This is a genomic window from Burkholderia cepacia ATCC 25416, assembly GCF_001411495.1.
Lineage (GTDB): Bacteria > Pseudomonadota > Gammaproteobacteria > Burkholderiales > Burkholderiaceae > Burkholderia > Burkholderia cepacia.
On record NZ_CP012982.1, the window covers coordinates 3,226,220 to 3,240,858 of the forward strand.

Annotated in this window: 10 protein-coding genes; all 10 read right to left on the bottom strand. The window is 69.5% G+C overall.

The features are described from left to right. Positions 1 to 7: 7 nt before the first annotated feature. The 10 genes from APZ15_RS31625 to APZ15_RS31670 all read right to left on the bottom strand — a co-directional run bounded on the left by APZ15_RS31625 (position 8) and on the right by APZ15_RS31670 (position 14,571). The gene (locus tag APZ15_RS31625; RefSeq protein ID WP_027791622.1) at positions 8 to 2,212 is read right to left on the bottom strand and encodes a type VI secretion system Vgr family protein; all 2,205 of its coding nucleotides are present in this window, start codon (positions 2,210 to 2,212) and stop codon (positions 8 to 10) included. Beyond that, positions 2,209 to 4,869, bottom strand: coding sequence for a type VI secretion system ATPase TssH (tssH, locus tag APZ15_RS31630; protein ID WP_027791621.1), 2,661 nt, complete (start codon positions 4,867 to 4,869; stop codon positions 2,209 to 2,211). Before tssH ends, APZ15_RS31625 begins: the two co-directional genes overlap by 4 nt. A gap of 12 nt (positions 4,870 to 4,881) precedes the next feature. After that, positions 4,882 to 5,958: a type VI secretion system baseplate subunit TssG gene (tssG, locus tag APZ15_RS31635; protein WP_306304898.1), complete on the bottom strand. Its 1,077-nt coding sequence runs from the start codon at positions 5,956 to 5,958 to the stop codon at positions 4,882 to 4,884. An 8-nt stretch (positions 5,959 to 5,966) separates the two neighbouring features. Beyond that, positions 5,967 to 7,838 carry a type VI secretion system baseplate subunit TssF gene (gene tssF, locus APZ15_RS31640; RefSeq protein WP_027791620.1) on the bottom strand — a complete coding sequence of 624 codons (1,872 nt, stop codon included), beginning with the start codon at positions 7,836 to 7,838 and terminating at the stop codon, positions 5,967 to 5,969. Between the two features lie 4 nt (positions 7,839 to 7,842). Next, the gene (gene tssE / locus APZ15_RS31645) at positions 7,843 to 8,391 is read right to left on the bottom strand and encodes a type VI secretion system baseplate subunit TssE (protein WP_021157089.1); all 549 of its coding nucleotides are present in this window, start codon (positions 8,389 to 8,391) and stop codon (positions 7,843 to 7,845) included. A 16-nt stretch (positions 8,392 to 8,407) separates the two neighbouring features. Further along, positions 8,408 to 8,899, bottom strand: coding sequence for an Hcp family type VI secretion system effector (locus APZ15_RS31650; RefSeq protein ID WP_027791618.1), 492 nt, complete (start codon positions 8,897 to 8,899; stop codon positions 8,408 to 8,410). A gap of 71 nt (positions 8,900 to 8,970) precedes the next feature. Then, a complete protein-coding gene (gene tssC, locus APZ15_RS31655) occupies positions 8,971 to 10,479 on the bottom strand; it encodes a type VI secretion system contractile sheath large subunit (RefSeq protein ID WP_027791617.1) in 1,509 nt (502 codons plus the stop codon). Beyond that, on the bottom strand, positions 10,472 to 11,026 hold the full coding sequence (tssB, locus tag APZ15_RS31660) for a type VI secretion system contractile sheath small subunit (RefSeq protein ID WP_027791616.1): 555 nt from the start codon (positions 11,024 to 11,026) through the stop codon (positions 10,472 to 10,474). Before tssB ends, tssC begins: the two co-directional genes overlap by 8 nt. A gap of 82 nt (positions 11,027 to 11,108) precedes the next feature. Next, a complete protein-coding gene (gene tssA / locus APZ15_RS31665) occupies positions 11,109 to 12,230 on the bottom strand; it encodes a type VI secretion system protein TssA (protein WP_080981882.1) in 1,122 nt (373 codons plus the stop codon). Then, positions 12,217 to 14,571: a serine/threonine-protein kinase gene (locus tag APZ15_RS31670; protein ID WP_027791614.1), complete on the bottom strand. Its 2,355-nt coding sequence runs from the start codon at positions 14,569 to 14,571 to the stop codon at positions 12,217 to 12,219. The genes tssA and APZ15_RS31670 overlap by 14 nt, the downstream gene beginning before the upstream one ends. Positions 14,572 to 14,639 lie beyond the last annotated feature (68 nt).

Genomic DNA, 14,639 nt, shown 5'->3' on the forward strand with positions numbered 1-14,639 from the left:
GCCTCCGTCACGGGTTCAGTTTCAGGACGGCGCCTTCGACCGTGTGCTCCGCAGTCGCCGACGACGTCACCGTCTTGCCGTTCACGCTGTGGGTGTTCGTGCCGGTCGACGCGACGTTGACGCCCTGGATCATGATGGTGCCGTCGCTTTTCATCACGATGCTCGACATCCCGCAGACGAGCGCAAGCTGATCGCCTGCGTTGACGAGCACCTGATGCTGCACGTTCGTCGTATGGTTCGCGCCGACGTTGACGGTGTGCTCACCGCCGACCGTGTGCGTGTGCGCATTCGCAATCGTCGAAGTGCGCGTGCCGATCTCTTCGGTATGCGCCGACGCAACCAGCGTCTTCATGTCCTGCGACGTCGTCTGATACATCTGTCCGACGTTCAGCGTCTTGGCTTCACCGATTGTTTCGGTCTTGGCTTTTGCAACCGTCTCGGTGTGCGCGCCACCGATGGTCGCGTCCCGATTCGCGGCAATCGTCACGGTTTCGTTCTGTCCGACCGTTCGCGTCCGGTTGCCGACGACCCCATGCGTCTCGTTCGCCCCGATCTGCGCGACCCGGTTCTGCCCGATATTCACCGTCTCGTTCTGCCCCACGCTCCGTTGCCGGTTGTTCTTCACCTGCATCGTTTCGTCGTTCCCGACCGTATGCGTATGGTTGTTCCCGACGGAAAGCGAATGATCGAGTTCCGTCTCCGCATCGAAATTCCGTTCTGCGTGCATCCACAGCTGCTCGGCGCCCTTCTTGTCCTCGAAGCGGAACGCATTCGCATGCTCGGTCGTACCGCCCGGTGACGAGCGCGACAGCAACCCGCTCTGCGTCGCGCTTCCGGGCAGCCCCCACGGCGGCATCTTTTCGCCGTTGTAAACCCGCCCGGTCACGATCGGCTCGTCCGGATCGCCGTTCAGGAAATCCACGACGACCTCGTCGCCCACCCGCGGAATCTGCACACCACCGAACCCGCCCCCGGCCCAAGGACTCGACACCCGCACCCAGCACGACGAATCCTGATTGCTTTGCCCATATCGATCCCACCGGAACTGCAGCTTCACGCGCCCGTATTGATCGGTCCAGATTTCCTCCCCCGGCGGCCCGACCACGGTGGCCGTCTGCGGCCCGTTGGTGCGTGGCCGCGGCGTGTCGCGCGGTGACCGGTAAGGCAGGCTCGACGGCTGCACGAGCATCATCGTCTGATGCACCACAGCCTCCGCGCCCTGATCGCTCGCATACGCGTTCTCCTGAAAGCGGTACTGGCACCGCACGATCAGGTATTCGCGGTTCTGGTCGGCGCGCGGGCAACGTTCGAGCGTGAACAGGTAACCGGGCGCGACACCGCGCACATCGGTATCGGCGCTCGCCCGCTCATGCTCGGCCTGCTGCTCCTCGAGCCGAACGCGGCTGTAATGTGCGCCCGGCGCATCGTCGCGATAGCCGCCCGGCCACTCGAACGACGCAAAACTGTCGTGATCGTGCCCACGCGGATCGACCTTCTGCGACGAAAGATCGGCACGCGGCTTCGTATAGTCGTAGTCGGTGGTCTGGTGCCGGCCGACGCTCACTTCCTGCGCGGGCAGCCAGCCGTCGATGCGCTCCTCGTCGGCGATCGCTGTGCGGTCGCGCGCGATGTACGGAATCGTCTCGTAGCCGGGCAGCGCCGTGTGCGACGACATCGCGTCGCCCAGCATCAGCGTATGCGTATCCTCGGCGTGCCTGAACCAGAAGTAGATCCCCTCGAACTCCATCAGCCGCGACACGAACGCGGCGTCGGTCTCGTTGTACTGCACGCAGTAATCGCGCGGCACGTACGTCTCCGCCAGGTGGCTCTCGATCGGAAAGCCGTACGTCGACAGGACCTCCTGCACGATCTCCGGCACGGTCTTGTTCTGGAAGATCCGGCAATCGGAGCGGCGCGTCGCGAGCCACAACCAGGGCCGCACGATCAGCTCGTAGCCGTAGTACCGCTCGGCGCGCCGGCCGGCGAGCGACGCGCGCGCCACGATGCCGTTCAGGTAGCGCGTCGACAGGTCCTGCTGTTCGATCCGGACCGTCACGGGCTTGCCGAGCATGTCCTTCAGCGACAGGCTGTGACTGTCAGCGAGCGCCTCGATCCGGAATTCGAACAGCCGGCCGAGTTCGTCGCTGCCGTCGAGCGTATGGAACTTGAGGTCGTCGCCGTGCGGGCTGTCGAGTGTGAATACGCGATTCAAGTCGTCTCCTCCTCGTCGAACCGGTATGCGAATTCGCCGTCGGCCGCGCCCAGCTCGATCGACGACAGCGTGCGGCCCTCGAGCGTCGCCTGCAGGATCGCGCGGCCGATGCGCGGCATCACGGTATGCGTGAGGATCGCGTCGACCATCCGGCCGCCGGACTCGATCGTCCGGCAGCGCTCGACGACCAGCGCGGTCGCCGCATCGGTGCAGCGCAGCCGGATGCCGTGATGCGCGTCGATCCGTTGCTCGATCCGCCGCAACTGCAGGGCGACGATCCTCGCAAGCGTCGCGTCGGTGAGCGGGTAGTACGGCACGACGGTCAGCCGGCCGAGCAGCGCGGCGGGAAACACGTCGAGCAGCGGCGCGCGCAGTGCATCGGCGAGCGTCTGCACGTCGGGCAGGCGCTCGGGATCGCGGCACAGCTGCATCACGCGATCGGCGCCGACGTTCGACGTCAGCAGGATCACCGTATGCCGGAAATCGATGTCGCGCCCCTCGCCGTCCTCCATCCAGCCCTTGTCGAACACCTGGAAGAAAATCTCGTGCACGTCGCGGTGCGCCTTCTCGATCTCGTCGAGCAGCACGACGCTATACGGGCGCCGGCGCACGGCCTCGGTGAGCACGCCACCCTGCCCGTAGCCGACATAGCCGGGCGGCGCGCCCTTCAGCGTCGACACGGTATGCGCCTCCTGGAACTCGCTCATGTTGATGGTGATCGCGTTGTGTTCGCCGCCGTACAGCGTGTCGGCCAGCGCGAGCGCGGTTTCGGTCTTGCCGACGCCGGACGGCCCGCACAGCAGGAACACGCCATGCGGTTTCTTCGGGTCGTCCAGCCTGGCGCGCGCGGTCTGGATGCGCTCGGCGATCAGCTCGACCGCGTGCTTCTGGCCGACGACGCGTTCGCCGAGCGTATCGGCGAGCTTCAGCACGGCCTGCGTTTCGTCGCGCACCATCCGGCCGAGCGGAATGCCGGTCCAGTCGGCGACGACGGCGGCCACGGCGTGCGTGTCGACGGCGGGCAGCACGAGCGGCGCATCGCCCTGCAGGTCGGCCAGCGCCTGCTGGGCGGCCGACAGGCGGGTTTGAGCGACGACGCGCGCGTCGGCGTCGAGCACGTGCGACGGGTCGTCGTCGAGCAGCAACGCGCGGGCATCGACGATCGCCGTCAACGCGTCGCGTTCGGTCTGCCAGCGCGTGTCGAGCCGGTCGAGCTCGGCTCGGGCGGTGGCGATGTCGTGATCGATCGCATCGCGCCGCGCGATGTCGCCGGTGCCGAGCGCGCATTCGCGTCCGATCCGCTCCTGTTCGACGCGCAGGCTGTCGATGCGGCGGCGCGCATCCTCGATCGGCGCGGGCACCGCGTGTTGGCTGACGGCGACGCGCGCGCAGGCCGTGTCGAGCAGGCTGATCGCCTTGTCCGGCAACTGGCGGGCGGGAATGTAGCGGTGCGACAGCGTGACGGCGGCCTGCAGCGCGTCGTCGAGCACGAGCACGCGGTGATGCGCCTCGAGCTTCCCGGCCAGGCCGCGCAGCATCGTCAGCGCGGCCGCCTCTTCCGGTTCGTGCACGTGCACGAGCTGGAAGCGTCGCGTCAGCGCCGGGTCCTTCTCGATGTACTGCTTGTACTCGGACCACGTGGTCGCGCCGATCGTGCGCAGCAGGCCGCGCGCGAGCGCGGGCTTCAGCAGGTTCGCGGCGTCGCCGGTGCCGGCGGCCCCGCCCGCGCCGACGAGCGTGTGGACTTCATCGATGAACAGGATCGCCGGCCGCTCGGACGACATCGCCTCGTCGATCACGCCGCGCAGCCGGCTCTCGAACTCGCCCTTCACGCTCGCGCCGGCCTGCAGCAGCCCGATGTCGAGCAGGTACAGCGCGACGTCGCGCAGCGACGGCGGCACGTCGCCGGCGGCGATCCGCAGCGCGAAGCCTTCCGCAACGGCCGTCTTGCCGACGCCGGCCTCGCCGACCAGCAGCGGGTTGTTCTGCCGGCGCCGCAGCAGGATGTCGACGATCTGGCGAATCTCGGCGTCGCGCCCGATGACCGGGTCGATCTCGCCGGCCCGCGCGCGGGCGGTCAGGTCGACGGCGAAGCGTGCGAGCGCCGGGCCGTCCGCGGCGCCGGCCGCGCCGCGCATCGCCGTGCCGCCGCCCGGCGTCGCTTGCCCGGCCGGCGGCGCCTCGGGCGAGCCTTCGACGATCGATTCGAGCGCGTCGGCGAGCACGTCCGGCACGATGCGCTCGAATTCGCGCGTGATCGCCAGCAGCACGTTGCGCAACTGCGGCGTCTTCAGGATGGCGAGCAGCAGCACCGCGCCGCGAATGCGCGTCGCGTCGTACTTCAGCGTCGCGTATACCCACGCACGTTCGACGGCGTCGTCGATATGCACGGACAGATCCGACACCGAGCCCGCGCCGCGCGGCAGTTTGTCGAGCGCGGCGACGAGCCCGCGATCGATCGCGGCGTCGTCGATCGCGAAGTGGCGCAGCACGCGCTGCAGGTCGCCGTCGGGGCGTTGCAGCATCTGCTTGAACCAGTGCGCGAGCTCGACGTAAGGATTACCGCGCAATCGGCAGAAGCCGGTCGCCTGCTCGAGCGTCTCGTAGAGGAACGGATTCAGTTTTCCGAACAGGTTGACGCGGCCGATATCGGACATGACGGTTCCCGTTTAGGCGGTTTCGCGATGAAGGGGTGCGCCGGCGCGCCGCACGTCGTAGCGGACGACGAGGTCGCGCGCGGGGCCCGGTTCGAGCCGCTGCCCGAGCCACGCGGTGCGGCCGATGCCCTGCGGTGCGCCGAGCGCGATCGCCGGCACCGCGTCGGCCGCCAGTTCGAGCTGCACGTCCCAGTCGAACTCGATACCGACGTATTCGCGCACCCAGTGCGCGAGCTGCCGGGCATGCGGGCCGCCCGGCAGGAAGCGGCGGTACGCGTCGAGCGACAGCGGGCCGAGCACGATCCGGAAGCGCGACTGCGCATCGCGCACCGCGATGCCGAGCGCGACGGCGCCCAGCCGCAAGGTCGGCCGCGTCGCGCGGATCGTGCAGCGCTGCGACCGCTCGATCGCGACCCATTGCGGCACGTGCTCGACGATGCGGGCCTCGACACCGAAATGCCGGCGCAGGATCTGCACGAGCCCTTCCGGGTTGCGCGTGTGCCGGACGAGATGGCCGGCATGGAAATAACGCGCATGCGGCGCGAGCGTGTCGGCGTCGGCATGCGCGGCGGGATCGTTGTCGTGCGCCGCGCGCCCGATCAGGCTCGCGACATACCCGTCGAAGCGCGCGCGTTCCGGGCGATCGAGGCTCACCGTCGGCTGCGCGTCGGCCCACGCGCGGTAGAACAGCAGGATCAGCCGGTGATGAAACAGGTCGGCGAACGCCGCAAACGTCGGGTCGTCGTGCTGTGCGGCGCGTTCGTACGCGTATTCGGTCAGGTGTGTCGGCAGCGGCCCGTTCGGGCCGAACAGCCCGAATCCGTGAATGGCAATGCGCGGCGGCACGGTGCCGTCGTCGGTCACGCCGGCGAGCATCGACGCCGCGAACGCGAGCGACGGTTGCTGCCCGAGCCGCACCGGCTCGTCGCGCGGCCGCGTGGCATGGCCGAGCGGCGCGCGGCCGGGCGACAGCGCATCGAGCCAGCGCAACGCCTGGAACAGGTCGTAACCGTGCGGTGCGGCACGCAGGCGCGCCCACCACGCGTCGCGGCGTGCGGCTTCGGTGGCCGTTCCGGCACGCGGAGACATGTCGCGCGTCATATCGCGGGCCGCCTGCCGACACGCGCCGGCCAGTGCGCGAGCGTGCCGCGCTGCGCGCTGGTCAGCACGCATTCGGCGAACGCGTTGATCGACACGTGGCGCGCGAAGAACTGTTCGAGCACCGCGCCGAGCAGGAACGGGCTGTCGCCGGAGAACGCATGGTCGTCGACGGTCACGTCGACCTGCACGCCACGCCCGAACATCAGGGGGCCGGACGCCGGCAGCCGGCGGAACACCGGCGAGAACGCCACGCGCAGCACGCCGTCGATCTGCCGGCGCATCGCGGCATCGGCCGGGTCGGCGTGCAGGCCGAGCAGTTCGCGCAGCGCATGCGCGCCCTCGTCGTCGTCGAGATCGGTCAGCGTGTGACGTGCGAGCCCGAGATGGCGGATCAGCCGCCACGCGGTTTGCGCGTCGGCGATCGGCGGGCGCGGCCGCGACGGGCCGCGGATCGCGACGATGCTGTCGACCGGGGCCGACACGCGCAGCGTGAACGTGTTCGCGTCGCCGGGCGGCTGCAGCAGCACGAGGTCGCGGTTCGTGCACAGCGTGTCGGCCGCCAGGTAGCGCATCGTCTCGTCGTACGGCGCGCACTGGCTGTCGACGAGCGACACGTAGGTCTCGCTGCCGACGTAGCCGGTGCGCGTGCCGTTCGCGCGCGCCTGGGCGGAGACGAGCCGCGGTTCGCGCCGCACCGTGTAGTACGCGCCGTGGTTGCCGTCGTCGCCGGCGAACGACGCGTGAAACGGCCGGAATTCGCGCGACTGGCCGTCGTCGCGCTGCTCGCTCGCGAGGCGCTGCACCGCATAGACCTCGTAGTCGAGCGGCCGGCTGCGATCGACGACGACATGGTGTTCGCGCGCTCCCGGCTGCAACTGAATGCGATCGGCGCGGCGCGCGAACAGGTTCACGGCCGGCGTGCAGTTCAGCGCGAGGTGGCGCGCGCTGACGGCCGCCTCGAGCGCGGCGTCGTGGCGGTCGAACAGCACGGTCAGTTCGAACTCGTCGCCGGTCGCGCGAGCGAGCGCGGCACGCAGCCCGCCGATGCTGAAGAACAGGAAACGCGCCGGAAACGCGAAATACTCGCGCAGGAGCCGGTAACCGTGGAAGCTGCGGCCGTTGTCGGGCAGGATCGCCTGCGCGGGATCGAAACCCTCGTGGACGATCGCGTCGGCATCGAGCGTATGCAGCCAGCGCGGCGGCTGCGCCGGATCGTGGCACACGACGCCGAGCGCATGCGCGGCGATCAGTTCGAGCAGGTGCAGCGCGTCGCGCTCGGGGCCCGCGAGATGGAACGTCAGCCGGTCGAGCGGCAGTTGCGACAGCCTGGCGCCGCCGCGCGCCTTCAGCCGGATGCGCAGCGCACCGCGCACGTCCTGCCGTGCGGCGACGACGCCGCGCGGCAGCCACGACGGTGCGCCGGTGACGCTCGCATCGGTCAGTTCGAGCGGCCACAGCGTCAGGTCGTGCGCGGTGCGGAATTCGCACGCGGTCTGCTCGGACGCGGCCGGCCGCGCACGCAGCGCCGTGCCGGCCGGCAGCCGCCAGCCTTGCGCGAGGCTGCCTTCGTTCAGCATCGGCGCGAACCGCACGATCGCCATCGACGGCAGCGGCGCGACATAGCCGGGATACACGGCATCGAGCAGCGCCTGCGTGAAGCGCGGAAACTCGGCGTCCATCTTCAACTGCACGCGCGCGGTGAGGAAGCTGAAGCCCTCGAGCAGCCGCTCGACGTACGGGTCGGGCGGCCCCGATTCATTGAGCCGCAGCCGCGCGGCCACCTTCGGGAACTGCTGCGCGAATTCGCCGCCGAGCTCGCGCAGGTACGCGAGTTCACGGTTGTAGTAGTCGAGCAGGCGCGTATCCATCGCGTCAGGCTCCCGCCACGGATTGCAGCGACATCGCGCCCGTCTCGAGATCGAGGTCGGAGCGCAGCACGAATTCGAGCGGATGCGGGATCGACCACAGCGTGCCGCGAATCTCGAACAGCAGCACGTTGTGACGCCGTTCACCGGCGCGGCCGCCCGGCGCATCGGTCACGCTGCGGACGTCGATGCTGTCGGGCGCGATGCGCGGCTCGAAGCGCACGATCGCGTCGCGGATCGACGCCTCGACCGACATCCGCTCGACGCCCGACATCGGCTTGCCGACGAGCGGCCGCATCCCGTAGTTGAGCACCGACGCCTGCGCGTGCGCGAACGCCGGCCAGTCGACGAAACCGTCCTCGGCGTTGCGCGTGTTGAGCAGCCACGCGAGATCGCGCAGCACGGCCGCACGCAGGCGTTCGGTGCCGATCCACTGCGCGCCGGGCGCTTCGCTCGCGCGCTGGGGCGTGTCGTCGGTGAGCCGGTCGAGCAGCGCGGGCTGAAGCCGGTCGCGCAGGTTGCCCTCCCGGCCGTCGCGGGTTCGCGGGTCGTCCATGGTCGTCTCCGCGCCGTCACATCTCGGTGTTTTCCTTGATGTTCCAGCCGACGGTCACCTCCGCGCCCTTGCCGCCGTTGTCGTTCTGCTGCCAGTACTGCTTCTTCACCTTCGCGGCCTGGAAGCCGTAGTGCATCATCAGCCGGTCGGCGACGTCGCCCGGATCGATCCCCGCGACCTGCGCGGACGTGACGAGCACCTCCTGCAGCGTCACGCGCATGAACTCGACCTGCGTGCCGCCCGTCTTGCACGCGGAGATCTCGACCGACGACAAATGCTTGCCGTTCGCGCAGTTCTTGATGATCGCGGGTGCCCCCTTGTCCATGTACGCGGCGACGACCAGATCGTTGAAGCTCGCCTTGCCCGCGTTGCCGCCGCTGCCGCTCGCCATGGCGCCCGGCTGGCTCGCGCCCCACGTGAACGACTGGATGTCGGTCCAGCCCTTGTGCTGCGCGTCCGCCGATTCGCCGGTCACGCCGTCCACCTTCATAAACATTGCCACGCCCATAACCGTCTCCGTTTCAGTGCGATGTCAGGATGAATGCCGCGTTGAAGTCCGATCGTTGCATGCGCCGCCGCTCATTCGTTGGCCGCCTTCGCGGTCGGCAGCCGCGAGATGAGCCGCAGCGACACGGTGAGCCCTTCCAGCTGGTAATGCGGCCGCAGGAAGAATTTCGACGTGTAGTAGCCGGGGTTGTCCTCGACCTCGTCGACGACCACCTGCGCGGCCGCGAGCGGCTTGCGCGCCTTGGTTTCCTGCGACGAATTGACGGGGTCGCCGTCGACGTAGTTCATGATCCAGTCGTTCAGCCAGCGCTCCATGTCGTCGCGTTCGCGGAACGAGCCGATCTTGTCGCGCACGATGCACTTCAGGTAATGCGCGAAGCGGCAGCACGCGAACAGGTACGGCAGGCGGCCGGACAGGCGCGCGTTCGCGGTCGCGTCGGGATCGTGATACTCGGCCGGCTGGTACAGCGACTGCGCGCCGATGAACGCCGCGAAATCCGAGTTCTTCCGGTGCACGAACGGCATGAAGCCGTTCTTCGCGAGCTCGGCCTCGCGGCGGTCGCTGATCGCGATCTCGGTCGGGCACTTCTGGTCGACGCCGCCGTCGTCGGTCGGGAACGTGTGGCTCGGCAGCCCTTCGACCGCCCCGCCCGATTCAACGCCGCGGATCGACGAACACCAGCCGTACTGCTTGAACGAGCGGTTGATGTTCGCGGCCATCGCGTACGCCGAGTTCGCCCACGTGTAGCGGTCGTGGTTCGCGGCGTCGGTGTCTTCCTCGAAGTCGAATTCGTCGACCGGGTTGGTGCGCGCGCCGTACGGCAGCCGGGCGAGAAAGCGCGGCATCGCGAGCCCGATGTAGCGCGAATCCTCCGACTGCCGCAGGCTGCGCCACGCCGCGTATTCGGTGTTCTGGAAGATCTTCGTCAGGTCGCGCGGGTTCGACAGCTCCTGCCACGAATCCATCTGCATCAGCTCGGGCGACGCGCCGGCGATGAACGGCGCGTGCGCGGCCGCCGCGATCTTCGACAGCTCGCCGAGCATCTCGACGTCGGGCGGGCTGTGGTTGAAATGGAAATCGCCGACCAGGCAGCCGAACGGCTCGCCGCCGAACTGCCCGTATTCCTCCTCGTAGATCTTGCGGAACAGCGGGCTCTGGTCCCACGCGACGCCCTTGTAGCGTTTCAGCGTCCGCGCGACTTCGTTGCGCGACGCCGGCAGCGCCTTGATCTTCAGCAGCTCGTCGGTCTCGGTGTGCGTGACGAGGTAATGCAGCCCGCGCCACGCGCCTTCGAGCGTCTGGAACTCGTCGTGATGCAGGATCTGGTTGATCTGCTCGGACAGCTTGCGGTCGATCTCCGCGATGATCTGCTTCACGCTGCCGTACGCGTCGTTCGTCATGCCGACCGTATGTTCGAGCGCCTGCTGCGCAAGCGTGCGCACCGCGCGCTCGACCGATTCGCGCGCCTCGGCCGTCTTCGGCTTGAACTCCTTCTGCAGCAGCGCCGCGAATTCGTCGTGCGCGACGGCGGGTCGCGCGGCATCGCGCGCGTCGACGCGGGACTGGACAGGATCATTCATCGCGGGCCTCCGGTTGGGTCGCGTCGCCGCTCTGCGCGCTCGCGTGCGGTTCGCGCACGAGCGTCTTCAGCAGGTCGGGGTCGTTGATCGCGCGTTCGATCAGTTGCTCGGCACCGTGCTTGCCGTCCATGTACGAGAGCAGGTTCGACAGCTCGGTGCGCGCCTCCAGCAGCCGGCGCAGCGCGTCGACGTTGCGTGCGATCGCGGCCGGCGAGAAATCGTCGATCTGCTCGAACGTCATGTCGACGTTGAGCATCCCTTCGCCCGTCAGCGTGTTCGGCACCTGGAACGCGACGCGCGGCGCGACCGATTTCATCCGCTCGTCGAAGTTGTCGACGTCGATCTCGAGAAACTTGCGCTCCGGCAGGTCCGGCAGCGGCTCGGCACGCTTGCCCGCCAGGTCCGAAATCACGCCCATCACGAACGGCAGCTGTACCTTGCGTTCGGCGCCGTAGGTCTCGACGTCATACTCGATCTGCACGCGCGGCGCCCGATTGCGCGCGATGAACTTCTGTCCGCTGCCCGCCGCCTTGGTTCTGTCCGTCATCGTCCACTCCTTCACATCGATCAGGTTGCGCAGTCCGTCGTTGCCGCCCGCATGGCGGTTCCTTTCGTTCGGTCCATTCGTTTCATTCGCTTCGCTCGCCGCTCAGCAGGTCCAGCTTCGCGAGGCTCTCCGGCGCGAGATCGCGGATGATTTCGTAGAAGTCGAGCGCGAGCAGCCGCTGCGCGCGCCGCAGCAGCAGCGGCGCCGGGTGGCTCGGTTCGTGCTGCTCGAAATAGCGGCACATCTTGTCGAGACCGATGCGCACGTCGTCGCGGCTCGTGATGTCGGCCTCGCGCCACGCGTGGGCGTTTGGCATCGGCGTCGACGTCGACGCAGCGGGTGCCGAGACCGCCTGCGACGCGTCGCCGGGAACGGCCTGCTGCGTGGCGGGCGACACCGGTTGCGGCTCGGGTAGCGGCACCTCGCGTGCGATGCGCCGCAGCGCCTTCTCCGCATCGCCTTCGTCGGGTGCCCATTCGCGGCCCAGCTTGTCCGTCACGCACGCGCGGATCGCATCCAGCGCATGCAGTGCCGCGCGCGCCGCGTCGAGCGGCGTCGCGCCGTCGCCCGACGCGGCCGACAGCGCGGCCAGCAGGCTTTCGCGGCTGCCGGCCGCGGGGCTGCCGGTATCGTCGCGGCCGTCGAGCAGCCGTTCGGCGTCGCGCACGCTCGGCCCGCCTTCGAACAGCGGCTGGCGGCGCGCCGCGCGCGCGCAGTCGTGTGCGCCGGCCACGTCGGCGAGCGCGTTCATCCGCGGTGTCGGGTCCGGTTCGCCGTCCGCGTCGAGCCGCGGATGCAGGGCGTCCCAGCGGCGCTCGAGCAGGTTCGCGACGAGCGCGAGCGCGTCCGCATAACCGGGGATGCCGTGCTGCTCGATCCAGCTTCGCGCGAGACAGGCGATCACGCGCAGGTCCTTCGTGCGCGCGGACAGCGCCAGCGCGAGCCGCTCGACCGCGCGCCAGTCGGGCGCCTCGGCCGGGATCACGGTGTCGCCGTATTGCTGCTCGGCGCGTGGCGTCGCACGCTCCTGCAACTGGAGGAACTCGGCGTCGTATTCGAGGTTCGCGCCGCACGGCGCATCGGGCGCGACATCCGCGAGCAACGGGCCGATCAGGCCCGCGCGCGGCGTCGCCGGGATGCCGGGCGGCACCGCGGAAAATGCGGCGGCGGCCAGCGCCGCCTGGCTGACGTCATTCGAATGCATAGTCGATGTTGACCGGTTTGCTGCCGAAATCGATCGCCACGGTGCGGTGCAACGGCGGCAGCGAGCCGTTGCGGATTTCGATCACGTAGACGCCCGGCGTCAGCGATACCGAACGCAGCGGCGGGCTCGCACCGCGCCGCGCGCCGTTCACGTAGACGTCGCCCCATGGCCGCACGTTGAAACGCACCTGCACGGTTTCCTGCGCCTTCGGCGCACGCGGCTGTTGCTCGGCAGGCAGCGCGTTCACGGCGGCGACGGCCGTCTGGCTGTCCGGCGGTTTCGGTGCCGGGGATGGCGTCGTCACCGGCGGAACGGCGGCTTCCGACGGCGGCACGTTGACGACGCGCTCCGACGCGTCGAGGCTGCCGGCGGGCGCGATGGCGGGGCTGGCGCCGGCCGGCGGCGGGGCCGCGTTCGTCACGGTGGTCGCAACCTGCGGCGCGGGCGCGGCGGCCTCGACGGCCGGCGTGCTGGCAGGCTCGGCGGCGACGCGTGGCGGCGGAACCTGTGCAGACGATCCGGCCGGCAGGCTGGACGGCGGCACGACGATCGGCGTCGGCCCCTGCTGGGCCAGTGTGGCAGCCGGCGTGCTCGCGGGCGGTGACGTGCCGGCCTGCGGCTGGCTCGCGACGGGCGTGGGCTCGTCGGCCACGCGGGCGGGACGCGACAGATAGGTCGCGGCGAGCCCGACGGCGATCAGCGCGACGACCGCGCCACCGGCGTAGACAGGCAGCCGGCGCTTGCGCGATCCGGCGGGGGCGTGGCTGTGCTGAGCGCCGGGCGGCACGGAAGCGCCGCCTGACGACGATGCAGCGGGATACGGTGCGGCCGTACTTGCGGCACCGGCACCGGCACCGGCACCAGCGCCTTCAGCCGCGAACGCGTCCGCTTTCGCGGAACCCGCCGCACCACGCGCGCCGATGTCCGTATCGGGTCTTGCGGATCGCGCGCCGGTTTCGTCGTGCGGGTCGGTGCGTGCAGCGGACGGTTCTTTCGCGCGTTCGACGTTTCCATTCGGCGCATCGGATTCAACCGGTTTCGCGGTCGGCCGGGACGCATGCGATGCGGACGCTGCGAGCGCTCCCGCAGCCGCCGTGGCGGCTGCGCCGTGCGTGGCCGCTTTCAACGTTGGAGACACATCGTCGGTTTCCGGCTTGCCGTCCGACACACCGGGCGATGCGGATACCGTGTCCGTAGGCGTCGACACAGGGCCTGCACCCGCCTGCGTCGGCGGCGCAGCGCCACCCGAAGCAGTCCCACCCGCGCCGATCGAAGTCGCGGCGGCAGCCGACGCGGTCCCGGCCTCGACAGAAGCCGCCCCCTTGTCTCCCCCGCTCCTGCCCGCATCGCCCACGGGCGGCACGGCGGGCGCGCCATACCCGCTGCCCGTCCGGTCGAAGTCCCGCAACCCGAGTTCCGCCGCGAATGCCGCGACCGATTCCGGCCGGTCCGGAATCCGCAACTGCAGCGCATGATCGACGGCCGCGAGAAAAGCCGGGCTGTACACCTCGCCGGCCGGCAGTTCACGCGACGCGAGCGGCCGGTACGTGTCCTTGATGCTGCGCACGACGGCCGCGGGCGGCAACTCGCCGGTGATCATCGCGTGCATCACCGCGCCGAGCGCATAGAGATCCGTCCATGGCCCCTGGCTGAACGCGGGATCGTCGGTGTATTGCTCGATCGGCGCGTAGCCGGGCTTGATCATCATCGCGCCGTCGTCGACCAGATCGCCGATCCGTTTGCGTGCCGCGCCGAAGTCGAGCAGGATCGCGCTGCCGTTCGGGCGGATCAGCACGTTGTCGAGCGCGACGTCGCGATGGAAGCACTGCGCGCGATGCAGCGTGTCGAGCGCGCCGAGCAGCGCGCCGACGATGTTGCGCAACTGTGTCTCGCTGATCCGCATCCCGCCGTCGAGCAGTTGCTTGAGCGTGCGCCCCTCGTAGAACGGCATCACCATGTACGCGGTGCCGTGGCTTTCCCAGAAATGCAGGACCTTGACGAGCCCCGGATGGTCGAATTGCGCGAGCAGGCGCGCTTCGTTGAGGAACGCGCCGCGCCCCGCGTCGAATGCCTGCGCGAACCGCTCGGAGCGCAGCGACACCGTATAGTCGCCGCCGCGCGTGGCCAGCATCGACGGCATGTACTCCTTGATCGCGACCGCGCGCCGCAACGTGCGGTCGAACGCGCGATAGACGATCCCGAAGCCGCCGATGCCCAGCACCTCGTCGAGCTGCAATTCGCCGAGGCGATGGCCGAGCGGCAGCGGCCGCACCGTGAATTCGGATGCGTCGCCGCGTGTCGCCGTGTCGTGCTCGTTGTCTCTCGATCCAGCGTCCTTCATCTCCACCACCTCTCGAAACCGCGTCCTTTCCGCCCGCCGCCGCGCCCGGCGGCCCGCCGTCCTTCTGT